The organism is Georgenia sp. SUBG003, from assembly GCF_000715355.2.
Classification (GTDB): Bacteria; Actinomycetota; Actinomycetes; order Actinomycetales; family Actinomycetaceae; genus Georgenia.
This window is the reverse complement of the sequence record NZ_CP180204.1, coordinates 2952359-2975294: the sequence shown is the minus strand read 5'-3', so window position 1 is coordinate 2975294 and position 22936 is coordinate 2952359. Positions and strand designations below refer to the sequence as shown.

Here is a 22936-nt window from a genome sequence, read left to right as displayed (position 1 = left end):
CCCCGTGGACCCGGTGGCGGCGCTCAAGCGCGTGGCGTTCCTGCTCGAGCGCGAGCTCGCCGAGAACCACCGCGTCCGCGCGTTCCGCAAGGCGGCCTGGCGCCTGGAGTCCCTGCCGGCCGGCGAGCTCGACGACCGGCTGCGCACCGGCACGCTGACCAGGCTGCCGGACGTCGGCCCGAAGACCGCCGCCGTCGCCACCCAGGCAGCCGAGGGGCGGGTCCCCGACTACCTGGCCGACCTGGAGGCTCGGGCCTCGTTCCCGCTGGTCGCCGGGGGCGAGACCGTCCGGAGCTGGCTGCGGGGCGACCTGCACGCCCACTCCGACTGGTCCGACGGTGGCAGCCCGATCGCGGAGATGGCCGAGGCCGCCGTCACGGTCGGCCACTCCTACCTCGCGCTCACCGACCACTCGCCACGCCTGACCGTCGCGCGGGGCCTGAGCGCGGAGCGGCTGCGCGAGCAGCTCGACGTCGTCGCCCGGCTCAACACCGAGCTCGCCCCCTTCCGGATCCTCACCGGCATCGAGGTCGACATCCTCGAGGACGGCACGCTCGACCAGGAGGAGGAGCTCCTCGCCGCGCTCGACGTCGTCGTCGCCAGCGTGCACTCCAAGCTCCGGACGGACTCGCGCGCGATGACCCGGCGGATGGTGGCCGCGGTGGAGAACCGGCACGTGGACGTGCTCGGGCATTGCACCGGGCGGCTCATCACCGGCGGCCGCGGCACCCGGCCCGAGTCCACGTTCGACGCCGAGGCGGTGTTCGAGGCGTGCCGCCGTTCGGGGGTCAGCGTCGAGATCAACTCCCGGCCCGAGCGCCGGGACCCGCCGACGCGGCTGCTGGAACTCGCCGACGACGTCGGGTGCCTGTTCTCCATCGACACCGACGCCCACGCCCCCCGGCCAGCTCGACTTCCTCGACCTCGGCTGCGAACGGGCGGAGAAGCGTGGGATTGCCCGCGAACGCATCGTCAACGCGATGGCGGTGGACGAGCTCCTCGCCTGGACCGGTCGGCACGTCGCCTGACCGGACGAAGGCGGTGGACGAGCTCATCTCCTGGACCGGTAGGCGCGCCGCCTGACCTGACGGCGGCGGTGGACGTGCTGCTCGCGTAGACCGGTCGGCATGCCGCTGATCGCGCGACGCGGGCGGTTGCGCCCCGTCGCCTGGTGCGGGCGTCAGGGCGGACGGGCGTCCCGGCCGCGCGCCTGGCGCGTCGTGCCGCCTTGACGGCTCGCGCGCCTGGCGCGTCGTGCCGCCTTGACGACTCCGAGGGGCAGGCCTAGTTTCGGGCGTATCAGTGACAGGTAATCAATCACTCATCGGGCTGCTGCGGTGACGCCGCAACCGCTGAGTCACCCGCGTCAGGAGATTCCATGGCCACCAGCACCACCGACCGTCGCGACGAGCCCATGGCGCGGGCGAGCGTCCCCGAGGACCTTGCCGCCCTGGTGGACGACGCGGTGGGCCTGGCCGACCGCTGGCTGGCGGCGACCGAGGCGGGACAGTCGGACAAGGAGAGGGCCACCTCCCAGCAGCTCGCGGGACTCGTGGGTGACCCCGAGGGCCTCGACCTCGCTGTGCGATTCGTCGACCGGGTGGCCCGCCCGGAGGACTCCCGGGTCGCGGCGCACGAGCTCGCGGGGATCTCGGCGGGCGCGGCGGGCTTCCTCTCGCCGTCGGACCGGGCGCTGCTCGCCGTCGGCGCCAAGGTCGCCCCGCTGGCCCCCGGCGTGGTCGTGCCGCTGGCGCGCAAGCGCCTGCGCCAGCTGGTCGGCCACCTGGTCGTCGACGCGCACGACCCGGCCCTCGCGCACCACCTCGCCAAGGCGCGCGAGGACGGGTTCCGGCTGAACATCAACCTGCTGGGCGAGGCGGTGCTCGGCGAGGCGGAGGCGATGTCACGGGCGGAGCGGACCACGGCGCTCCTCGCCCGCGACGACGTGGACTACGTCTCCATCAAGGTCTCCTCCCTCGTCTCGCAGATCTCCACCTGGGACACCGCGGGCACGGTCGCGCGGGTCATCGAACGTCTCCGGCCGATCTACCGCGCCGCGAGGGCGCGGTCCCCCCCACGCGTTCGTGAACATGGACATGGAGGAGTACCGCGACCTCGACCTCACCATCGAGGTCTTCACCGCGCTGCTGTCCGAGCCGGAGTTCACGGACCTCGAGGCGGGCATCGTGCTCCAGGCGTACCTGCCCGACTCCGCCCGCGGGATGGAGCAGCTGGTGGAGTTCGCGCAGCAGCGCGTCGCCGACGGCGGCGCGCCGGTGAAGATCCGCCTGGTCAAGGGCGCCAACCTCTCCATGGAGAAGGTCGAGGCCGAGCTCCACGCCTGGGAGCAGGCTCCCTACACCACCAAGGCGGAGGTGGACGCGAACTACATCCGTCTCGTCGAGCGCGCGCTGCGCCCGGAGCTGGCCGGGGTCGTGCGCCTCGGCGTCGCCTCGCACAACCTCTACGACGTCGCCCTGGCGCACCTGCTCGCCGAGCGCCGCGGCGTCGGGGAGTCGCTGGACGTCGAGATGCTCCAGGGCATGGCGCCGTCCCAGGCCCGCGCCGTGCGGGACACGGTCGGCACCGTCATCCTCTACACCCCGGTCGTGGCGCCGGAGGACTTCGACGTGGCGGTCTCCTACCTCATCCGCCGCCTGGAGGAGAACGCCCAGTCCCAGAACTTCCTCCACGGTCTGTTCGCCGGCGGCGCCGACGCGATGCGGGACCAGGAGAGCCGCTTCCGGGCCTCCGTGGCCGACATCCCGCAGACCCCGACGGCGCCGCGGCGCTCCGCCGAGCGGCAGCCGGCGGGCGAGACCTTCACCAACGCGGTCGACTCCGACCCGGCGCTGCCGCAGGTGCGGGACTGGAGCGGGTGCTCGACCACGCCGCCCGGATCGCCGCGATCACGGTCTCGCGGGCGGGCGCAACCGCCCACCCGGGCGGAGCTCACCGCCGGCTGACGCGTCGCGGGCGAGCTCACCGCCGGCCACGCGTGGCGAACCCCCGCCGGGCTGCCCGGCGGGGGTCCTCGCGTCGTCAGGCCTTGGCGGGGGCTCCCTCTCGCTCCGCCCGCCTCTTCGCCCGTTCGAGGGCGCGCCGCCGCTGCTGCTTGGCGTCCTCCTCGAGCTTCGCGGCCCGTTCCTCGTCACGGGTGAGGTTGTCGCCGCTCTCGGGGTCGAACACGTGGATCTTCGCCGGGTCGATCCACAGCTGCGCGGTGTCGCCGTCGCGGATCGGGCTCATGGCGTCGAGCGCCACGACCAGCTGCGAGCGCATGCCCTCGCCCTCGAGCTCGCGGTCGAGCTCGTCAAGCTGCCTCCGGACGCTCTCGTCGAGCCGGTAGGGCACGTACGCGTACAGCACCTCGCCGAGCCACTCGGTCACGTCGACGTTGGCGTCGAAGACGACGCCGGAACCACGGCGGTCGTCGGCAAGGATGTCCGCGTCCTCGAAGTCGTCGGGGCGGATGCCGACGATCACCGTCTTCCGGCTCCCGACGGCCCTGCGCAGCCGGTCGTCCAGCGGCACGTCCGCGATCGGCAGGCGCAGCACGTCACCGCTGACCGCGCCGGCCAGGAAGTTCATCGGCGGCGAGCCGATGAAGCCGGCGACGAACAGGTTGACCGGCTGGTCGTACAGCCCGCGCGGACTCGCCACCTGCTGCAGGATCCCGCGGCGCAGCACCGCCACCCGATCGCCCAGCGTCATGGCTTCCGTCTGGTCGTGCGTGACGTAGACCGTGGTGATGCCGAGGTTGCGCTGCAGCCGGGCGATCTCGGTGCGCATCTGCCCGCGGAGCTTGGCGTCGAGGTTGGACAGCGGCTCGTCGAAGAGGAACGCCCGCGCCTCGCGCACGATCGCCCGCCCCATCGCCACGCGCTGACGCTGACCGCCGGAGAGGTTCGCCGGCTTGCGGTCGAGGTGCTCGTCGAGCTCGAGGAGGCTCGAGGCGTGACGGACCCGCCTGTCGACCTCCTCCGAGGAGAACTGCCCCTTCTGCAGGCGCAGCGGGAAGGCGATGTTCTCGTACACCGTCAGGTGCGGGTACAGGGCGTAGTTCTGGAACACCATCGCCAGGTCCCGGTCCCGCGGCGCCTTGTCGTTCACGAGCTCGTCCCCGATGCGCAGCTCGCCGGAGGTGATGTCCTCCAGGCCGACGATCATCCGCAGCAGCGTGGACTTCCCGCAGCCGGAGGGACCGACCAGGATGACGAACTCGCCGTCCTCGATGTCGAGGGAGACGTCGTTGACGGCCGGGAACCCGTCGCCGTACTGCTTGACGATGTGGTCCATCGTGATGGATGCCATTGAGGTTCTCCTCCTTGCGGCGGGGCCGGGTCAGCCCTTCACCGCTCCCTGGGTGAGTCCGGAAACGATCTGGCGTTGGAACAGCACGACGAGGACGACCACCGGGATCGTCACGATGATCGACGCCGCCGAGATGGCCCCCACGGGGAGCTCGAAGTACGAGGCCCCGGTGAAGAACGCCAGCGCCGCCGGCACCGGCCGGGCCGCGCTCGTCGAGGTCAGCGAGATGCCGTAGACGAAGTCGTTCCACGCGATGAAGAACGCGATCAGCGCGGTGGTGAACACCCCGGGCGCGGCGAGCGGCACGATCGCCTTGCGGAACGCCTGCCACGGGGTCGCCCCGTCCACCTGGGCGGCCTGCTCGAGCTCCCACGGGATCTGCCGGAAGAACGCGGCGAGCGTCCAGATGGAGATCGGCAGGGTCAGCGACAGGTACGGGATGATCAGCCCCGGCCAGGTGTCGTACAGGCCGATGTTGCGCCAGAGGTTGAACAGGGGCGTCACGATCGAGATCACCGGGAAGATCGACACCCCGAGCGCCGTCGTCAGGATGAGCTTCTTCCCCCGGAAGTCCAGGCGGGCGATGGCGTAGGCGGCCAGCGTCGCCAGCACCACCGCGATGGCCGTCGCGATGAGCGAGATGCCGATCGAGTTGCGCAGGGCCGGGAGGAACAGGTCTCGCGCCCCGCCCTCGGCGGTGAGAATCTGCTGGTAGTTCTCCCAGGACACCCTCGGGGGCAGGAACGTCCCGGAGCGGATGTCGCTCGTGGACTTCAGCGACGTCATGAAGATGGAGAGCACCGGGAACAGCGCGTACACGAAGACGAGCACCGCGATGATCGTCCACCCGAGCTTCTGGCGTCCGGTCAGCCGGCCCATGTCACTCCCCCCCTCGCGCTCGTGAGATCGACCTTGAACAGCTTGATCGCCGCGAAGCAGATGAGGATCACGCACAGGAACAGCAGCACCGAGACCGCCGACCCGAGCCCGATCTCCAGCCGCCCGATCGAGGTGCGGTAGGCCAGCAGGGACAGCACCTCGGTGTTGTTGGCCCCGTTGGTCATGATGAAGACGTTGTCGAAGATGCGGAACGCGTCCAGCGCCCGGAAGAGGACCGCCACCATGATCGCGGCCTTCATGTTGGGGATGATCACCCGCCACAGCACCTGCCAGGGCGTGGCGCCGTCGACCTTCGCGGCCTCCTCCATGTCGCCGGGCACCTGCGCCAGGCCCGCGAGGAGCAGCAGCGAGATGAACGGCGTCGTCTTCCAGACCTCCGACGCGATGATGACGAACAGCGACGTCCCCTGGCTCGCGAACCAGTTCAGGTCCTCGCTGACGCCCGGCACCCAGTCGAACCAGTGGTTCACGTAGCCGGAGGTGATGTCGAACGCGTAGAACCACGCGAACGCCGAGACGACGGTGATGATGCCGTACGGCACGAGGATCGCGGTTCGCAGCGCCCCGCGCAGCCCCCCGGATCGCGCGGTGCATCACCATCGCCAGGGCGAAGCCGAGGACGAGCTCGATGACCACGGTGATGACCGTGATGAGGACGGTGACCCACAGGTCCCGCCAGAAGACCGGGTCGGTGAGCACCACGCCGTAGTTGGACAGGCCGATGAACTCCCGCTCGTCCGGCGCCGTGAGGCGGTAGCGGAAGAGCGAGTCGTACATCGCCTGGAGGATCGGGTAGAGCGTGACGGCGAGCATGACGACGAACGCGGGGCCCGCGAGCCACCAGCCGAGCCGGCCCTCCGCCCGGGCGCGGTCGCTCTTCCGCGCGGTGCGGGCGGACGCGGGGGCCGCACGTTCCTCGGTCACCGGCGGCGTTACCGAGCTGGTCATAGCAGGCTCTCCCCTCGCAGCACGGAGGTGATGAACGAGGTCGACTCTTCCGGCGTGGCGTCGGGGTCGACCGAGGCCGGCGGGTGCCACGTCTCCTGGAGCCCGGTGGAGACCTCGTTGTAGAACGGCGTCTGCGGCCGCGGGACGGCCTGCTCGAGCGAGTCGCGGATGGCGGCGTACATCGGGTACGCCTCCTGCACCGCCGGGTCCTCGTAGGCCTGGGACGCCGCGGCCGGGTTGCCGTCGGAGGCGAAGTACTCCGCCTGGTGCTCGGGCGTGACGATGCACTCGACAGCCTGGAAGGCGAGGTCGGGGTGCTCGCTGAACGCCCCGACGCCAAGGTTGATGCCGCCGTAGGGCGGGGTCACCTCGCCACCCTCGGCGGTCAGCGGATAGGTCGTCCAGCCGATGTCCTCGAGCAGGGCCTGGTCGAGGGAACCGTCCTCCACCGCGGTGACCGTGGATGACCACACGAACGGCCAGTTGACCATGAACGAGCCGTCGTCCCCCTGGAACAGGGTGAGCGAGGCCGGCTCGTCCTCGGTCGGCAGCCCCGGCCCCCCGACGCCGGAGCTGCCGATCTGCCCGATGACCTCGGCGGCCTGACGGCCGGCCTCCGTCTCGAGACCGAGCTCGATGTCCTGCCCCGCCGCCTCAGGGTTGGTGATGATCTCCCCGCCGGCGGAGGCGACCAGCGCGTTGATCCACACCGTCAGCGACTCGTTCTTCTGGCCCTGGACGGCCAGCAGCTTGTCCTGGCTCTCCGCTGCGTCGATGAGCTGCTGCCAGGTGACGGGCTTGCTCATGTCCAGCCCGGCCGCCTCCGCCACCGACTTGCGGTACCAGAGGAGCTGGGTGTTGGCCCAGAACGGGACGGTCACGAGCTCGCCGTCCCAGGAGGCGCCGTCGATGGCCCCCTGGACCACCCCCTCGGTGGTCGTCTCGGCGACGTCGCCGGGCACGGGCGCGAGGAAGCCGGGCTCGGCCAGCTCGGGGATGAACGGCGGGTCGAGGCTCATGATGTCGATCGAGGAGTCCTTGGCGGCGAGCCGCCGCGCGAGCTGCTCGCGCTGCGCCGCCGCCTGCCTCGGCAGCAGCACCGTCTCGATCGTGTAAGCCCCGTCGGCCTGCTCGGTGCAGGTCTGCGCGAGCCGGGCCTGGCCACCCGCGTCGGGGTTGATGTACCAGGTCAACGTCGGCGGACCGGCCTCTGCCGCGCAGGCCGACAGCCCCGCGGCCAGCGCCACGGCCGTCAGTACCGCCACCCGTCTGCGTCGTCGCACGGTGCCTCCCTCGGCGGTCGTTCCTGCTCACAGATAACCGCCAACGGGCGGAACGCGCCACCGGAGAAGGCGCCCACGCTGGGATGATGGGGGGATGACCACAGCTCTCACCCCCGCCCAGGCCTGGCAGCGCCTCCAGGAGGGCAACGCCCGATTCGTCGCCGACGCCGTGCAGCACCCCTCCCAGGGGGCTGCCCACCGGGCGGCCGTGGCGCAGGAGCAGCACCCGTTCGCCGTGCTGCTCGGGTGCTCCGACTCGCGGGTGGCCGCCGAGATCGTCTTCGACCAGGGACTGGGTGACCTGTTCGTGGTCCGGACGGCCGGCCACGTCCTCGACGCCACGGTGATCGGGTCGGTCGAGTACGGCGTCGACGTCCTGGGCGCTCCCCTCGTCGTCGTCCTCGGCCACGACCGCTGCGGCGCCGTGGGCGCCGCCACCGAGGCGCTCCTCACCAGCCGCATGCCCACGGGGTTCGTGCGGTCCGTGGTCGAACGCGTCATCCCGTCCCTGGTCACCCACGCCGAGCTCGGAACCGGCCAGGCCGCGGCCGGCTCCGGGCCCGCGCCTGAGACCGGCTCCGACGACGCCGCCGCCGGCGGCTCCGCCGTCGAGGAGGATGCGGGCCCCGCCACGCGCAGCGTCTCGCTGCCCGGCGACGACGAGCTGCGCCGCGCCCACGTGCGGGCGACCGTCCAGATGCTGCGCGACTACTCCCCGTCGCTCGCGACCGCGGTCGAGGAGGGGCGCTGCGCGATCGTCGGCGCGGAGTACATCCTGACCGACGGCACCGCACACCTGGTCGACCACCTGGGCCGGCTCGAGGACTGAGGGTCACCGAACGCCTGCCGTCACCACACCAGCAGGTAGACGGCGGAGACGACCGTCAGGCTCATCACCAGGCGCTCGAAGAGCTGCTGGTCGAACCGACGTGCCAGCAGCCGGCCGGCGAGCGCCCCGAGGACGACCGCCGGCGCGAGCACGAGGTCGAGCCGCAGCGAGTCGGCGGTGATCAGGCCGAGGGACACCGAGAACGGTGTCTTGGCGAGGTTCACGGCGAGGAAGAACCACGCCGCCGTGCCCAGGAAGCGGTTGATCGAGAAGTTCGAGGCCAGGAAGTACAGCGCCATCACCGGCCCGCCGGCGTTCGCCACCATGGTGGTGAACCCGCCCAGGACGCCGTACGCGCCGGTGACGAGCCGTCGGCGCGGCGCGCCGCCGTCGTCCGGCGCCGGCCGCCCCTCCGCCACGGTGAGCCGACGGCGGACGCCGCCGAGGCGTTCGGCCGGGCGCTGGCCCGCACGCACGGAGCGGGCGCACCGCACCACGGCTGCCCGCCGCCGGGGTTCGACGGGGACGGCTTCATGGGCCGGGCCACGCTGCCGCTGCGGGCCGAACCGCCCGAGGGCGGCAGCTCCTGGGGCCAGTTCTACGCGATCGACCGGATCCTGCCCTATCTCGCGGACGCCGTCGCCAACGGCTCCGTCGACGACGACGCGCCCGCACCGTCCGGCGGTGCGCCGAGCGGGTGGCGGCGGGCGGCTACGACGCCCCGCAGCCGGCGCTGGTGGCCGGGGTCGCACGGCTGCACGGGGACCTCTGGTCCGGCAACGTGCTGTGGGCACCCGGCACGGGAGCCACCCTCATCGACCCGGCGGCGCACGGCGGTCACGCCGAGTGCGACCTCGCTCAGCTGGCCGTCTTCGGCGCCCCCCACCTCGACCGGATCCTGGCTGCTTACGACGAGGTGTCGCCGCTGGCGGACGGCTGGCGCGACCGCGTCGAGCTGCACCAGCTCCACATCCTGATCGTGCACGCCGCACTGTTCGGCGGCACCTACGGGCGACGGACGGTGTCCGTCGCGGCCCGGTACGCGTAGCCCGGGCCGCGGGACCGCGCCTACGCGCGGGGCTGGCGCTCCGCCCAGTCGGCCAGCGGCACGCGCGGACCGGTGAAGAAGGGGATCTCCTCGCGCACGTGGCGGCGCGCCCCGACGGCACGGAGCTCCCGCATGACGTCGACGATGCGGTGCAGCTCGGGGGCCTCGAACGCGAGGATCCACTCGTAGTCGCCGAGCGCGAAGGCGGAGACGGTGTTGGCCCGCACGTCCGGGTAGTCCTTCGCGGCCATACCGTGCTCGCGCAGCATCGCGCTGCGCTCCTCCGCGGGCAGGACGTACCACTCGTAGGAGCGCACGAAGGGGTACACGCACAGGTAGCCGCCCGGCTCCTCGCCGGCCAGGTAGGCAGGCACGTGCCGCTTGTTGAACTCCGCCTGGCGGTGCAGGCCGACGACGGACCAGACGGGCTCGAGGAAGGCACCGAGGTCGGAGGCGAGGAGCCGGTGGTAGGCGTCCTGGACCTCCTCGATCGTGGCGGCGTGCCACCACACCATGAGGTCGGCGTCCGCGCGCAGCCCGGCGACGTCGTACCAGCCCCGCACGACGACGCCGGAACCTGCCACGGCCTCCTGCGCCGCGGCCGCGAGGGCGGCGCGCGCGTCGGCGTCCCCGGGCAGCGGGGCGGCCGTGGCGAAGACGGACCACATCGTGTAGTTGATCGAGGCGTTGATGCTCTCGGCGTCGGCACCCTCGCCGATGCGGGGGACGGGCTGGCTCATGGGCACTCCTTCATCGTTCCGCGGGGCGCGGAGGTGGGTCGCGGTGGGACGGCGGCTGCTCGCCGAGACGTCGCACCGGTGACTTCTCACGGAGAAGTTGAACACCTGGGGGCCGGCCGGGCACGTCGAGCCGCACGCCGTCCTCCAGCGACGACGTCGTGCTCACACCCTTGACCGTCAGTGCGCCCGCCCTGGCCATCGCCCCCAGGATCATGGCCGCGCGCGGATGGCGCAGCGGGTAGATCCCGCGCATGTTCTCGTGCGCGTAGCGGTACGGGTGCGCCGCCAGGTACTTCTCCTTCTCGTGCGCCCACACCGGCACGCCGAGGCGCTCCTGGAGCCGGCGTGCCACCCCGACATGGTCGAAGTGCGCGTGGGTGAGCACCAGCGCCGCGATGTCCCTCGGTCGGCGGCCCAGCTCTCGCAGCGCCGCGCCGAGAAGCGGCCAGAACGCCGGCAGGCCGGCGTCCACGACCGTGAGCCGGCCGTCGTCGTCCTCGATGAGGTAGCAGTTGACGTACGCGTGCTCCAGCCGGTGCACACCCTTGCCCACGTCCCGCTCGAGCATCCGTCCTCCTTCTGCCGTGGTGCTTGGCCTGGGCCAGGTGCGCCCGGTAGGGATGGGGGTGCCGGGCGGCCCGGTTACGGGCCAGCTCCCGGCTGACCGTGCTGGGGGCACGTCCCAGCGCGCGGGCGATCTGCCGCACCCCCTCGCCCGCGGCGCGCCGTACCGCGATCTCGTCCCGCTCCTGCACGCACAGACGGCGTCCCGTGGGCTCGCCGAGGATTAACGGACACACCCCGCCAGCCTCGGCCAGCCACGTGCGTGCCCCCTCGCGTGACACGCCCGCGGCCGCCGCCGCCGACTCGAACGTCCAGTCCCCGGCCCGGATCGCCCGCCAGAACGCCCTGCGCCCCGGGACCCACACCATCGGACGCGGCACCCGCACCACCTCTTCTCATCGAGGTGTTGCGTGGACCCCTTGAGACCGCCCGTCATTTCGTCAGCGAGACCTCACCGCTCGATGTCCGACACCGCCCCCACCAGGCGCGGCAGCTTCAAAACGTCTCAAGGAGAAGTTGACGTCTCGCGGAGAAGTTGACATCTCGCGGGGGAGGGGTTGGGGTGCTGGGCGGACGCCGGAGGGCCCGCGGCGCAGGGAGTAATCTTGATGCCGAGATATCTCCAACCCCACGAAGGAGTGCGTCGATGACCACGACACCGGTGAACGTCACCGTGACCGGAGCTGCCGGCCAGATCGGGTACGCCCTGCTGTTCCGCATCGCCTCCGGCCAGCTGCTCGGACCGGACACCCCGGTGAAGCTGCGGCTGCTGGAGATCCCGCAGGGCGTCAAGGCGGCCGAGGGCACCGCGATGGAGCTGGACGACTGCGCCTTCCCGCTGCTCGCCGGCATCGACATCTTCGACGACCCGAAGCAGGGCTTCGAGGGTGCCAACGTCGCGCTGCTCGTGGGCGCCCGCCCCCGCACCAAGGGCATGGAGCGCGGCGACCTCCTCGAGGCCAACGGCGGCATCTTCAAGCCCCAGGGCGAGGCGATCAACGCAGGTGCCGCCGACGACGTCCGCGTCCTCGTGGTCGGCAACCCGGCGAACACCAACGCGCTCATCGCCCAGCAGCACGCACCCGACGTCCCGGCCGAGCGGTTCACGGCGATGACGCGCCTGGACCACAACCGCGCGCTGAGCCAGCTCGCGGCCAGGACCGGCGCGCCCGTCTCGGCGATCAAGAACCTGACCATCTGGGGCAACCACTCCGCCACCCAGTACCCGGACATCTTCCACGCGACGGTCGACGGCAAGCCCGCCTCCGAGCTCGTGGACCAGTCCTGGCTCGAGAACGACTTCATCCCCACCGTCGCCAAGCGCGGCGCCGCAATCATCGAGGCCCGCGGCGCGTCGTCGGCCGCCTCGGCCGCGAACGCCGCGATCGACCACGTCCACGACTGGGTCAACGGCACGGGCGAGGACTCCTGGACCTCTGCCGCAATCGTCTCCGACGGCTCCTACGGCGTGCCCGAGGGACTCATCTCCTCCTTCCCGGTGCGGTCGAAGGACGGCCGGTGGGAGATCGTCCAGGACCTCGAGGTCTCGGACTTCTCGCGCGCGAAGATCGACGCCTCCGTCGCCGAGCTGACCGAGGAGCGCGACGCCGTCAAGGAGCTCGGCCTCGTCTGACGGCCCAACCGGCCGCCCGGACGCCCCGCGGCCGGCCGCACGCCCCGCCCGATCGCCTCCTACCTGGCCAACCTGCTGCCATGGTGGCGCGCCGCCAGCCCCGGTGCCGTGGTGCTGACGGCCACCGCGCTCATCGCGGCCGCGATCTCCGCCGTCGCCGTGCTCGGGCCGTGGCGGCGGAGCATGCTGGGCCCGGTCGCGGTGGTCTCCGGGCTGACGGCGGTCGTGCTCGCCGCCGACGTGCTCACCGGCGCCACGCTCCAGCTCTCCTCGCTCATGGGGGTCGAGCCGCAGGTCGGCGGACGCTTCTACGGCTTCAACAACTCCTCGTTCTCGCTCTTCGCCGCGGCGACCATCCTGGCCGCCACCTGCGTCGCCGACCCGCTGGTCCGCGCGGGCCGCGGCCCCCTCGCCGCCGCAGCGGTGGGGGCGATCGGCCTGGTCGCCGTCGTCCTGGACGGCGCGCCCACGATCGGCGCGGACTTCGGCGGCCCCCCCCGCGCTCATCCCGGGGTTCCTCGTGCTGGCCCTGCTCGCCGCCGGTGTCCGGCTGACGTGGCGGCGGATCGTGCTCGTGCTCGGCGCGACCGGCGTGCTGGCCGTGAGCTTCTCGGTGGTCGACTGGCTGCGCCCGCCCGCCGACCGCTCGCACCTGGGCCGGTTCGTCGAGACCGTGCTCGACGGCGGGCTGTGGTCGGTGGTGGGCCGGAAGATCGCGCAGAACCTGGCGAACCTGTTCGGCTCCACCCTGACGTTCCTCGCGATCGGCGGGATCGTCGTCGTGGTGGTCCTGCTGACCCGGCCGCTGCGCGACGCGACCCGCCGCGGCCGGAACGACTCCTACGGCTGGCTGGTGGGCGGCGGGTCCGTGGGCCGCATCGACGCCGACATCCCGATGCTGCGGCCCGCGGTGCTGTCGCTGGCCGTGACGTTCACGATCGCCTTCCTGGCCAACGACTCCGGCATCGTCCTGCCGGCCATCGGGATCTCGCTCGCGGTGCCGCTGCTCGTCTCTGTCCTCGCCGGGTGGCTGCTCGCCCGCGGCGAGCCGGTTCAGGCCTCGGCGCCGCCGTCGTCCGTGCGGGGGCCGGACGCCTCCGACGTCTCGGAGGTCACGGAGGCCTCGGACCACGCCCGGTAGGGCCGGCCGGGCCGCTGCCTGACGGAGTTGTCGCCGCGGCGGGTGGGCGGCACGCGGACCCCGCGCACCTTGCGCGCACTGACGGCTAGCGCGACGTCGCGGTACTGCTTGCCGCGGTGGATCTGGCCGGCCAGGTCGTTGGCGGACGCGCGGTGCCGCAGGTCGCAGGGAACCTCCTGGACGGTGAACCCGGCGACCAGGAGGTCGATGGTCATGCCGGTCTCCACGCCCCAGCCGCGCGAGAGCGGGGTGGCGGTGTCGAACGCCTCGCGGGTGAGGCAGCGCTGGCCGGAGAGCGGCTGCGTCGGGGACCAGCCGGTGGCCCGGGCGATCGCGCGCCGGGCCAGGCCCGTGACGATCCCCCGCCCGCCGGCACCTGGCTGCGGGGGCAGCACCGCGATGGTGCAGTCGGCGAGCCCCTCCAGCACGGGAGGCACGAGCGGGGCGGTGGCGACGGCGGTCTCGCCAAGATCTGCGTCGAGGAAGAGCAGCAGCCGCCGCGGCGCGCCCTCGACGTCCCGCATGGCGGCGACCGACGCCCCGGTCTCCATCGCGGACGCCTTGCCGCGGTTGACCGAGTGGCGCACGACGACGGCGCCCGCGCGGCGGGCGACGTGCTGGGTGTCGTCCTCGGAGCCGTCGTCGACGACGAGCACGAGGTCCACGTGGGGGATGGCACGTGCGGCGCGGACGGTGGCGGCGATGCGGTCGGCCTCGTCCTTGGCGGGGATGACGACGGCGACCCGCTGACTCCTCGCTCCGTGCCTCACGTGGTAAAGCCTATCCACGTTCTCGACCAAAGGCGTACCGCAACGGCGGTAACCCTTGACCACCGGATGGCAAAGCCCTCACCGCCCGACGCCGCGGCGGGTCAGCGCAGGCTGACCTGGCGCGAGACGATCCCCGCGCGGGCACGACGCTCGTCCGCGGTGAGCGGCTCCGTGCTCGCCAGTGCCTGGTCGAGCTTCTTCTCGAAGTCGGCGAGCGGACCCGTGAGCTCCTCGGCCTCGGTGCCGGGCGCGAGCTCCCAGACCGGGATGAGGATGCCGCAGGAGCGGAACGCGCCGACGAATCTGGCGCCGTCGTCGACGGCGGACTCGCGGGCGGCGTGCAGCCGGGCGACGGCGTCGAGCACCTTCTCCTGGTCCTCGGGACGGGCCCAGCGCAGGAACTCCCGCCCCATGCGGCACCAGTAGGCGGACTCCACGCCTGCGACCTTCACGGTGGGCACGATGTTGCCGTTGGCCTGCTCGAGGGCGTCGGCGACCTCGGCCCGGCTCTTGGCGTCCTCGGTGAGCCAGAAGTCGAAGGTGTCGTGGACGGTGAGCTCGAAGGGCCCCTCGGGGTCGAGGACGTCCTGCAGGCGCGGCCCGGGCTCGGGCAGCCCCGTGCCGGTCAGGGCGGTGCCGGGCTCCAGCTCGAGGGCCGCGAGGAGGGCGGCGGCGACGTCGCGGGAGGCGTCGCCGGAGTGCGCGGCGGTCTGCAGCGCGACGAGCACGGCACCGTCCTCACGGTGCAGGGCGGGAAGCATGTCGGGCAGCAGCGTGACCAGCTGGACGTCGCGGGCCCCGTACTCCGTGGTGGTGCGCACCGTCATGGAGGCGGCGGGGACGACCTCCCGCATGGCGACCAGGTCCGGCTCGCCGGGCAGCCCCTCGAAGGGACGCTCGACGAAGGGAACCTCCTGGCGCCTCGGCTTCGGGGTGCCCTCCGGGCGGGACTGACGCTTGCGGCTCTTCTTACCCATGGCGCCCAAGACTACGGGCACCGGGGCGGCGGTCCGGGCGGCGGCGTGCCGCGCGGAGGTCAGAGCACGGTGGCCGCTGCGCCGTCGTCCCGGACGACCGGGAAGCCGGCGGCCTGCCACCCCTTCATGCCGCTGACGAGGTTGTAGGCGTCGTAGCCCGCCTGGTTGAGCCACTGGACGGAGCGGGCCGACCGGCCGCCGGAGCGGCACACGACGAGGAGCTCGCCCTCGGGCAGGTCGTCCATCCGCGCAGGCAGCTCGCCCATGGGGATGTGGACGGCGCCGGGCGCGTGGCCGGCCTGCCACTCGTCGTGCTCGCGCACGTCGAGGAGGACGTAGCCGTCCGGGATCGGGTCCGCGGCGTCGAGCTCGTCGACGCTCACGCTGCTGCCGGGGATGTCGGGAATGGCCATGCGTCCAAGGGTAGGCGGGGACGGGAGTGCCTGCGTGACGGGCCCGCGCGGCCGCCGCGACACCTGAAGGAGACTCCGTGTCCATGCCGACGTCGGTGGGCGGTGGCAGTATCGGGCCATGCACGAGCGCGCCGGCACCCCAGCCCTGCCCGAGGACCTCATCGACGTCGACGCGGTCGTCTCCGCGTACTACGACCGCACGCCCGATCTCGACGACCCGGCCCAGCAGGTCGTCTTCGGCACGTCGGGCCACCGCGGCTCCAGCCTCGACGGTGCGTTCAACGAGGCGCACATCGTCGCCACCACGGCCGCGATCGTCGAGTACCGCCGCGCGCAGGGCTACGACGGCGCCCTCTACCTCGGCCGGGACACCCACGCCCTGTCCGAGCCGGCCTGGCGCACCGCGCTCGAGGTGCTGGCCGCCGCGGGCGTGGAGACGCGGATCGACGCCCGCGACTCGTGGACGCCGACGCCCGCGCTCTCGCACGCGATCCTGCGGGACAACGGCGCCGGCACCTCCGGCGGCGTGCGCACCGAGGGGCCTGGCCTCGCGGACGGCATCGTCGTCACGCCGTCCCACAACCCCCCCGCGCGACGGCGGCTTCAAGTACAACCCGCCGCACGGCGGCCCGGCCGGCTCCGACGCCACCAGCGTGATCGCCGCGCGCGCGAACGAGATCCTGCGCGAGGGCTGGCAGAAGGTGGGGCGCGTCCCCTTCGATCGCGCCGTGGCGGCCGGGACGACGCGGAAGAACGACTTCATCACCGCCTACGTCGACGACCTCGCCAACGTCCTCGACCTCGCCGCGATCCGCCGGGCCGGGGTGCGCATCGGCGCCGACCCGCTCGGCGGTGCGTCCGTGGAGTACTGGGCGGCGATCGCGGAGCGCCACGGCCTCGAGCTGACGGTGGTCAACCCCGAGGTCGACCCGCGCTGGTCCTTCATGACGCTGGACTGGGACGGCAAGATCCGCATGGACTGCTCCTCCCCGTACGCGATGGCCTCCCTGCGGGAGAAGATGCGCGGCGACGGCGGAGCCGCGCCCTTCGACGTCGCCACCGGGAACGACGCCGACTCCGACCGGCACGGCATCGTCACCCCGGACGGTGGCCTGATGAACCCCAACCACTACCTCGCCGTCGCGATCGAGTACCTCTTCTCCCACCGGCCCGACTGGCCGGCGACGGCCGCCGTCGGCAAGACGCTCGTCTCCTCGGCGCTGATCGACCGGGTGGCCGGGGGCCTGGGACGGAAGCTCATCGAGGTGCCGGTGGGCTTCAAGTACTTCGTGCCCGGGCTGATCGACGGCTCCGTCGGGTTCGGCGGGGAGGAGTCCGCGGGGGCGTCGTTCCTGCGCAAGGACGGCACGGTGTGGACCACGGACAAGGACGGGATCCTCCTGGCGCTGCTCGCCTCGGAGATCATCGCGGTCACCGGGAAGTCCCCGAGCCAGCTGCACGCCGAGCTGGTCGAGCGCTACGGAGCCAGCTCCTACGCCCGCATCGACGCCGCCGCCACCAAGGCGCAGAAGGCGAAGCTGGGCAAGCTCCGGCCCGCCGACGTCACCGCCACCGAGGTCGCCGGCGAGCCGATCGTGGCCCGGCTCGTCGACGCGCCCGGCAACGGCGAGGCGATCGGCGGGCTGAAGGTCACCACCGACAACGCCTGGTTCGCCGCCCGCCCGTCCGGCACGGAGGACGTCTACAAGATATACGCCGAGTCCTTCCGCGGCGACGACCACCTCGCGCAGGTCCAGGCGGAGGCGAAGAAGGTCGTCGACGCGGCGCTGGCCGAGTAGCTCGGCCGGCCGGCCGGCGCGGAGGGAGGTGCCCCGGGCCGGCCGCGGAGAGCCTGGCGTCAGGCCGGTGTCAGGACCTCGGCCTCGAGGCGGGCGTAGCTCATCTCCTGGCCGTCGACCATGCCGGTCGCGAGCACCTGGTCGCGGGTCTGTGGGTCCGGGTAGGTGATGACGACGGTGAGCAGCGTGCCGCCCTCGACAGGGGTGAGGGTCAGCTCGTTGACGGTGCCCGGCCCCTCGACGCCGACCATCCGCTCGGTCGTGACGGCGCGGTGCGGCGGCAGCGACTCGAGCAGCTCACCGGTGAACCCGAACCTGCCCCCGCCGCCCTCCTGCTCCCACTCGAACCGGTAGGAGTCTCCGACCTTGGTCGCGACCTCGCACACGGGCATCGTCCAGCCGTCGGGGCCGAGCATCCAGCGCCGCAGCAGCGCCGGGTCGTGGTGGGCGTCCCACACGGACCGGAGCGGGCCCCGGATGACGCGGCTCACCCGGACCTGCGCGTCGCTGAGGATCTGCAGCTCGGCGGCCCGGCCCGCGGCGAAGGACGCGAGGTCGGCGACGACGGCATCCATCTGGCCCATGGCGGCCGTCATGCCTTCCTGCATGCCCATCTCGAGCAGCTTCTGCAGGTCGTCGAGGGAGTCGAACGACGTGGTCGTCGTGACGCGCGCACCGGCGCCGGTCTCCTCGAACGTGCAGGTCATGCGCGTGGTCGGCATCGCCGGGTCGGGCGTGCCGTCCGGGCCGGCGAACCCGTCGAGCACCTCGAAGGACCGCTCCGGCTCGACGGCGAGGAACTCCCAGTACGCACCCGCCCGCTCACCGCCCGGGCCGGTCATGTAGTAGCTGGACCGACCGCCCGGCGCCATGTCGTGGCGGGCGAACGTGGCCGGCCACCCGGGCGGGCCCCAGAACTTCTCGATCTGCCGGGGATCGGCGTACGCGTCCCAGAGCCGGCGGACGGGCACCGGGAACTCGGCGACGATGGTCATCGTGAGGGCGTCGAGGTCCTTCTCGACGGAGCTGATGGGCATGGCTACGCCTTCCTGAAGCGAGATCACTCGTCGGTGAGGAGCGCGTCGAGCCGGTCGACCCGTCCGCGCCAGATCTGCTCGTACTGGTCCAGCAGGGTCTGCGCCCTGCGGATGGTGTCGGGGTTCCCGCGCACGTATCTCTCCCGGCCCTGCTGGTGCTTCGTCACGAGGCCGGCCCCTTCCAGGACGGCGACGTGCTTCTGCACCGCCGCGAACGACATGGCGTACGCAGCGGCGAGCTGCGTCACGCTCGCCTCCTCGGTGAGGGTGCGGCGGACGATGTCGCGCCGGGTGGCGTCGGCGAGCGCCCGGAAGATCCGGTCGACCTCGTCGTCCGCGAGCGCTGGCCACTCTCCGCTACGTACAACCATTTGGTTGTACGTTAGGGGGCGGCCCCGGCACCCGTCAAGAGGTCCACCGCCGGCAGCACCGCCGCGGGGAACGCCGCGTCGACCGGTCCGGCGCGGGCGGTCAGCGGCCGCGGAGCACGACGAGCTGCTGGGTGGCCCGTGTCATCGCGACGTAGCGGTCGACCGCTCCCGCGATCCCCGTCCCGAACGCCTCCGGCTCGACGAGCACGACCAGGTCGAACTCGAGGCCCTTCACCAGCTCCGGGGTGAGCGAGCGGACGCGGGAGGTCTCCCGGAAGGTGGGGTCGCCGACGACGCACGCGGTCCCCTCGGCATGCTCGGCGAGCCAGGACTCGAGGACCGGGCCCAGCTCCGCCGTCGTCCTGTGACTGACCGGAGTTCCGCCGGTGCGGACGGAGGTGGGCACGTTGGCGTCCGGGAGGGCGGCGCGGATGACCGGCTCCGCCTCCGCCATGATCTCCTTCGGCGTGCGGTAGTTGATGTCCAGCGAGGCCACCTCGACCGTGCCGAACCCGAGCCGGCCCAGCCGTTCCTGCCAGGACTCCGCAAACCCGTGCCGGGCCTGCGCCCGGTCCCCGACGACGGTGAAGCTGCGCGACGGGCAGCGGCCCAGCAGCATCTGCCACTCGGCGTCCGTGAGCTCCTGCGCCTCGTCGACGACGACGTGGGCGAACGGCCCGGCGAGCAGGTCCTGTCCGGCGCCCGGTGGCGCGGCGGCGCCGTCGAGCGCGTCACGCAGGTCCTGCCCACGGAGCATCGACATGATCTGCAGGTCGCTGTCGTCGGTCTCGACCAGGTGGTCGACGACCCGGGCCATCTCCTCGCGCCGCGCCGCGGCGGCCGCCACCTGCCGCCGCCTGCGCCGGGACGGCGGCGACGTCGTGCGGCGCGGCCAGCAGCCCCGTTGTCGCGGTCCCGCACCGCCTCGGCGACGCCGCCGGCGGTGGTGGCGACGACGGGCAGGCCGCAGGCGAGCGCCTCGACGACGACGTTCGGCACGCCGTCCCGGTCGCCGTCGGCGGTGACGAAGGGGGTGAGGGCGAAGAGGTCGGACCGGCGCAGGGCCGCGACGACGAGGTCGTTCGTCCGCTCCCCGGCGAACGTGACGAGCCGGCGCAGGCCGAGCCGGTCGCGCAGGCGCTCCAGCTCGGCACGCTGGGGGCCGTCCCCGTAGACGGTCAGGGCGACGTCACGCCCTGCGGCGACGACGGCGAACGCGCGCAGGAGGTCGGGAAAGCCCTTCTTCTCGACGAGCCGGCCGACCGAGACGATCCGGACCGTCCCGCCGTCGGGGCGGGCGGGGCCGGGCGTGAGCCGCCGCAGGTCGACTCCGTGGTGGATCACGCGGACCCGCGCCGCGTCCGCCGGGGCCAGGTGGGCCTCCAGGTAGGCGCGGTTCGCGTGGCAGCAGGTCAGGACGGCCTTCGCGGCGCTGGCACGGACGCGGAGGTTGTGGACGGGGGTCTGGTACAGGTCACGGGCGTGGGCGGTGACGGTGTACGGCACACCGGTCAGCCGGCCCACGAGGTGGGCGACCAGCGCCGGGTCGTGGGCGAAGTGCGCGTGCAGGTGGGTGACCGGAGTGCCCCGGGCCGCCAGCCGCAGGCACCTGGCCGCCACCTGCACGGCGAGGTCGAAGCACTGGCCGGTGGTCGCCGTCGCGTAGCCGGCGGCCAGGCCGGGGTGGGTGCGGGCGAACCGGGCCGTGTCGGCGTAGCGGCCGGGCTCGTGCCGGGCGACGAGGAGGTGGTCGTGCCGTGCGGACCCGGGGGACGCGCGATCGAGGTAGGTAACGGGTGCGCGCACCTCCTCGACCTGCGGCTGGCGCAACACCTCGCCCGACGCCGTGAGTGCGACGATCTCGAGGTCCGCCCCCAGCCTCTCGAGGGCGAGCACCTCGCCCACGATGAACGTCTGCGAGAGTCGTGGCCAGCTGCGGGTGAGGTACATCAGCCGGGCAGGCACGACAGCCCCCTCGCGAGCCGGCGGACGCCCCTCAGGACCAGCTCCTCGGTCAGCCGGCCCGCGAGCTCCTGCTTGGTGATCTTCAGCTGGGTGTAGGCGTGGAAGAAGGCGAGCCGCAGGCCGGGATCGGGGCCGGTGGGCGGCCCGTACGCCTCCAGCAGGGCGTCCCGGACCAAGAGCGCGCCCGCGGCCCCCGCGTCGTCGACGTAGGCGGACAGGTGCGCGAGGTCGAGGAGCGGATCGCCCATCCTCGCCTCGTCCAGGTCGATCACGGTGGCGGTCCCGTCGTCCTCGACCAGCACGTGCCCGAGGTGGAGGTCCTTGTGGATCGGTGCGTCGAGGACGACCGGCAGGTCCGCGACGGTGGCCGACAGGCGGGCGGCGAGCCGACGGGCCGGGGTCGTGAGCAGCTCGTCGGCCCCCGCCACGTCCTCCGCCCACCGACCGAGGTTCCGGGCCTCCTGCTCCAGGTCGAGCGTGCGGTTCAGGGCGAGCCGGCTGGTGTGGAGCGCCCTCAGCCAGGTGCCGAAGCGGCGTGCGACGTCGAGCAGCTGCTCCGGAGGCGAGTCCAGGGCGACGTCGGACAGCGGACGCCCGTCCACCGCGCCGAGCAGGACGATGCCACGGTCGGGCAGGAGCCCGACCGGACGCGGGGTCCCGACCCGCGTGGCGGGGTCGTGCAGGCGGTCGAGCAGGACGAGGTGGCGGTGGACCAGCGCTGCGCGGGCCGGGTCGGCGTACGCCTTGGCGATGAGATCCGCCCCGCCGTCGGCCCCTCCGGCCACGTGGTAGCGCACCACGACGCGCCGACCGTGGGCGACCCGGAGCGTCCGGGCCGACGTCACGGTGACCGGTCCCGCGCCGCGTGCGTCGAGGACCGGGCGCAGCAGGCCGGTCATCGTCTGCGGATCGGTGAGGTCGGGGCCCCCGTGGGGGCGGCGGAGGGGGGTGCCCTCGTCGGCGGGGGAGTCCGTCAGGAGCGCCGTCGCGCGGGCGGCCGGTTCGCCGGGCTCGACCTGCTCGGCGTCGCCGACCTCCTCGGCCCGCACGAGCGCGCCCGCCTGGCCGAGGTGCACCACCTGGCGCAGACGCGTCTGCGCCACCAGTCGGTCGAGCCGTGGAACCGGGAGGAGTTCGCCCCCGACCTCCTCGCCGTGCTCGCCGACGCCGGGCTGGGGGCACTCCAGCTCTCGGGAACCAGCGCCCTCTTCCGCGGCCTCGTCCACGCCGAGGTGGCCCGCGCCGACCTGTCGATGTCCACCGTCCTGGGCGTTCACAACGAGCTCGTCGTCGGGCTGATCGACGCGCTCGGCTCACCCGAGCAGCGGCGCACCCTCCTGCCGCGTCTCGCCGCCATGCGCACCCTCGGGGCGTTCGCGCTCACCGAGCCGGACCACGGCTCCGACGTCGCCCGCGGACTCACCACCACCGCACGGCGCGACGGCGCGGGGTGGGTGCTCGACGGCGCCAAGCGGTGGATCGGGCTGGCCACCGTCGCCGACTTCGCGATCGTTTGGGCGCGGGACGTGACGGACGGGACGGTCCGGGCGTTCGTCGTCGGGACGGATACCCCGGGCCTCGCCGTCGTCCCGATCCGGAACAAGATCGGCCTGCGCATCGTGCAGAACGCCGACGTCACCCTCGACTGCGTCCGCGTCCCGGACGACGCCCGTCTGCCCGGCGCGGCGGGGTTCGCCTCCGTCAACACCGTGCTGCGCCACTCGCGCGCCTGGGTCGGCTGGCAGGCCGTCGGTCTTCAGCTGGCGGCCCTCGACGTGGCCCGGCGGTACACGGTCGACCGGCAGCAGTTCGGCCGTCCGCTGGCCGCGTCCCAGCTGGTCCAGCATTCCCTCGCGCGCGTGGCCGGCAACGCGGCGTCCTCCCTCGCGCTCATGGTGCAGGTGGCCCGGCTGCAGGACGCCGGCACGCTGGAGATGCCGCACGCGGCGATGGCCAAGGCGACGTGCACGGCCCACGCCCGCGAGACCGTGGCGCTCGGCCGGAACCTCCTCGGCGGCAACGGCATGACCACCGACTTCGAGATGGCCAAGCTCTTCGGCGACGCCGAGGCCATGTACACCTACGAGGGGACGCGGGAGATCAACCAGCTCATCGTCGGGCGGGCGCTGACGGGGCTGTCGGCGTTCGTGTGACCGGCGGGCGCTCGAGGGACGGCGGCGGAGCGGCCGCCTCGAGCTCCACCG

The 22936-nt window shown here is 73.0% G+C and carries 21 protein-coding genes and 6 pseudogenes; 9 read left to right on the top strand and 18 right to left on the bottom strand.

Going from position 1 to position 22936, the window contains the following annotated elements:
• Positions 1 to 4 precede the first annotated feature (4 nt).
• Positions 5 to 1028: pseudogene (locus DA06_RS15295) on the top strand (PHP domain-containing protein).
• 338 nt (positions 1029 to 1366) lie between these two features.
• Here the strand turns inward: DA06_RS15295 and DA06_RS15290 are convergent.
• A complete protein-coding gene (locus tag DA06_RS15290; RefSeq protein WP_052436813.1) occupies positions 1367 to 1819 on the bottom strand; it encodes a hypothetical protein in 453 nt (150 codons plus the stop codon).
• Between the two features lie 271 nt (positions 1820 to 2090).
• On the opposite strand from DA06_RS15290, the gene DA06_RS15285 reads away from it, so the two are divergent.
• A complete protein-coding gene (locus DA06_RS15285; protein ID WP_418605395.1) occupies positions 2091 to 2966 on the top strand; it encodes a proline dehydrogenase family protein in 876 nt (291 codons plus the stop codon).
• A 76-nt stretch (positions 2967 to 3042) separates the two neighbouring features.
• Here the strand turns inward: DA06_RS15285 and DA06_RS15280 are convergent, their stop codons facing one another.
• The 4 genes and pseudogenes from DA06_RS15280 to DA06_RS15265 form a co-directional block, all read right to left on the bottom strand.
• Positions 3043 to 4314 (bottom strand): ABC transporter ATP-binding protein, encoded by a 1272-nt coding sequence (locus DA06_RS15280; RefSeq protein WP_043501629.1) that lies wholly within the window; start codon positions 4312 to 4314, stop codon positions 3043 to 3045.
• A gap of 30 nt (positions 4315 to 4344) precedes the next feature.
• A complete protein-coding gene (locus DA06_RS15275) occupies positions 4345 to 5193 on the bottom strand; it encodes a carbohydrate ABC transporter permease (RefSeq protein WP_043501627.1) in 849 nt (282 codons plus the stop codon).
• Positions 5181 to 6162, bottom strand: a pseudogene (locus DA06_RS15270) (carbohydrate ABC transporter permease). Before DA06_RS15270 ends, DA06_RS15275 begins: the two are co-directional and overlap by 13 nt.
• On the bottom strand, positions 6159 to 7445 hold the full coding sequence (locus DA06_RS15265; RefSeq protein ID WP_043501625.1) for an extracellular solute-binding protein: 1287 nt from the start codon (positions 7443 to 7445) through the stop codon (positions 6159 to 6161). Before DA06_RS15265 ends, DA06_RS15270 begins: the two are co-directional and overlap by 4 nt.
• Before the next feature lie 94 nt (positions 7446 to 7539).
• On the opposite strand from DA06_RS15265, the gene DA06_RS15260 reads away from it, so the two are divergent.
• On the top strand, positions 7540 to 8274 hold the full coding sequence (locus DA06_RS15260; protein ID WP_043501622.1) for a carbonic anhydrase: 735 nt from the start codon (positions 7540 to 7542) through the stop codon (positions 8272 to 8274).
• A 20-nt stretch (positions 8275 to 8294) separates the two neighbouring features.
• On the opposite strand, the gene DA06_RS15255 is transcribed toward DA06_RS15260, so the two are convergent.
• Positions 8295 to 8750 (bottom strand): TSUP family transporter, encoded by a 456-nt coding sequence (locus DA06_RS15255; RefSeq protein ID WP_418605393.1) that lies wholly within the window; start codon positions 8748 to 8750, stop codon positions 8295 to 8297.
• Between the two features lie 23 nt (positions 8751 to 8773).
• On the opposite strand from DA06_RS15255, the gene DA06_RS15250 reads away from it, so the two are divergent.
• On the top strand, positions 8774 to 9322 hold the full coding sequence (locus DA06_RS15250) for a fructosamine kinase family protein (RefSeq protein ID WP_418608034.1): 549 nt from the start codon (positions 8774 to 8776) through the stop codon (positions 9320 to 9322).
• Between the two features lie 20 nt (positions 9323 to 9342).
• On the opposite strand, the gene hemQ is transcribed toward DA06_RS15250, so the two are convergent.
• The 3 genes and pseudogenes from hemQ to DA06_RS15235 all read right to left on the bottom strand — a co-directional run.
• A complete protein-coding gene (gene hemQ, locus DA06_RS15245; RefSeq protein WP_043501615.1) occupies positions 9343 to 10062 on the bottom strand; it encodes a hydrogen peroxide-dependent heme synthase in 720 nt (239 codons plus the stop codon).
• 10 nt (positions 10063 to 10072) lie between these two features.
• Positions 10073 to 10630: an MBL fold metallo-hydrolase gene (locus DA06_RS15240; RefSeq protein WP_418605392.1), complete on the bottom strand. Its 558-nt coding sequence runs from the start codon at positions 10628 to 10630 to the stop codon at positions 10073 to 10075.
• Positions 10631 to 10715: 85 nt separating this feature from the next.
• A pseudogene (locus tag DA06_RS15235) lies at positions 10716 to 10862 on the bottom strand (helix-turn-helix domain-containing protein); the annotation flags it as partial.
• 22 nt (positions 10863 to 10884) lie between these two features.
• Here DA06_RS15235 and DA06_RS15230 point away from each other — a divergent pair.
• Both DA06_RS15230 and DA06_RS15225 read left to right on the top strand, forming a co-directional pair.
• Positions 10885 to 11049 (top strand): hypothetical protein, encoded by a 165-nt coding sequence (locus tag DA06_RS15230; RefSeq protein ID WP_418605391.1) that lies wholly within the window; start codon positions 10885 to 10887, stop codon positions 11047 to 11049.
• A gap of 223 nt (positions 11050 to 11272) precedes the next feature.
• Entirely contained in the window at positions 11273 to 12259 is a 987-nt protein-coding gene (locus tag DA06_RS15225; protein ID WP_043501603.1) for a malate dehydrogenase, read from the top strand.
• A 59-nt stretch (positions 12260 to 12318) separates the two neighbouring features.
• Here DA06_RS15225 and DA06_RS15220 read toward each other — a convergent pair whose 3' ends face one another.
• A complete protein-coding gene (locus tag DA06_RS15220; RefSeq protein ID WP_052436811.1) occupies positions 12319 to 12537 on the bottom strand; it encodes a hypothetical protein in 219 nt (72 codons plus the stop codon).
• Between the two features lie 242 nt (positions 12538 to 12779).
• Here DA06_RS15220 and DA06_RS15215 point away from each other — a divergent pair, with 242 nt between their 5' ends.
• Positions 12780 to 13400 (top strand): hypothetical protein, encoded by a 621-nt coding sequence (locus DA06_RS15215; RefSeq protein ID WP_052436810.1) that lies wholly within the window; start codon positions 12780 to 12782, stop codon positions 13398 to 13400.
• Here DA06_RS15215 and DA06_RS15210 read toward each other — a convergent pair.
• From DA06_RS15210 to DA06_RS15200, 3 genes are all read right to left on the bottom strand, one after another.
• Positions 13313 to 14170, bottom strand: a complete 858-nt coding sequence (locus DA06_RS15210) for a glycosyltransferase family 2 protein (RefSeq protein ID WP_418605390.1) — start codon at positions 14168 to 14170, stop codon at positions 13313 to 13315. The genes DA06_RS15215 and DA06_RS15210 overlap by 88 nt on opposite strands.
• Before the next feature lie 101 nt (positions 14171 to 14271).
• The gene (locus DA06_RS15205) at positions 14272 to 15147 is read right to left on the bottom strand and encodes a DUF5926 family protein (RefSeq protein ID WP_043501596.1); all 876 of its coding nucleotides are present in this window, start codon (positions 15145 to 15147) and stop codon (positions 14272 to 14274) included.
• 59 nt (positions 15148 to 15206) lie between these two features.
• Complete coding sequence (locus DA06_RS15200; RefSeq protein WP_043501594.1) at positions 15207 to 15560, bottom strand: rhodanese-like domain-containing protein; 354 nt, start codon at positions 15558 to 15560, stop codon at positions 15207 to 15209.
• 118 nt (positions 15561 to 15678) lie between these two features.
• Between DA06_RS15200 and pgm the strand changes: the two are divergent.
• Positions 15679 to 17359: pseudogene (pgm, locus tag DA06_RS15195) on the top strand (phosphoglucomutase (alpha-D-glucose-1,6-bisphosphate-dependent)).
• A gap of 59 nt (positions 17360 to 17418) precedes the next feature.
• Here the strand turns inward: pgm and DA06_RS15190 are convergent.
• The 5 genes and pseudogenes from DA06_RS15190 to DA06_RS15170 form a co-directional block, all read right to left on the bottom strand.
• Positions 17419 to 18396 (bottom strand): SRPBCC family protein, encoded by a 978-nt coding sequence (locus DA06_RS15190; RefSeq protein WP_043501592.1) that lies wholly within the window; start codon positions 18394 to 18396, stop codon positions 17419 to 17421.
• Positions 18397 to 18419: 23 nt separating this feature from the next.
• On the bottom strand, positions 18420 to 18767 hold the full coding sequence (locus tag DA06_RS15185; RefSeq protein ID WP_043501589.1) for an ArsR/SmtB family transcription factor: 348 nt from the start codon (positions 18765 to 18767) through the stop codon (positions 18420 to 18422).
• Between the two features lie 100 nt (positions 18768 to 18867).
• Positions 18868 to 19635 (bottom strand): annotated as a pseudogene (locus DA06_RS15180) (AAA family ATPase); the annotation flags it as partial.
• A 41-nt stretch (positions 19636 to 19676) separates the two neighbouring features.
• Positions 19677 to 20717, bottom strand: a pseudogene (locus DA06_RS15175) (glycosyltransferase); the annotation flags it as partial.
• Entirely contained in the window at positions 20717 to 21835 is a 1119-nt protein-coding gene (locus DA06_RS15170) for a phosphotransferase family protein (protein ID WP_418605389.1), read from the bottom strand. The gene DA06_RS15170 and the pseudogene DA06_RS15175, both read right to left, overlap by 1 nt.
• On the opposite strand from DA06_RS15170, the gene DA06_RS15165 reads away from it, so the two are divergent.
• Positions 21803 to 22885 (top strand): acyl-CoA dehydrogenase family protein, encoded by a 1083-nt coding sequence (locus DA06_RS15165; protein WP_418605388.1) that lies wholly within the window; start codon positions 21803 to 21805, stop codon positions 22883 to 22885. The genes DA06_RS15170 and DA06_RS15165 overlap by 33 nt on opposite strands.
• Positions 22886 to 22936 lie beyond the last annotated feature (51 nt).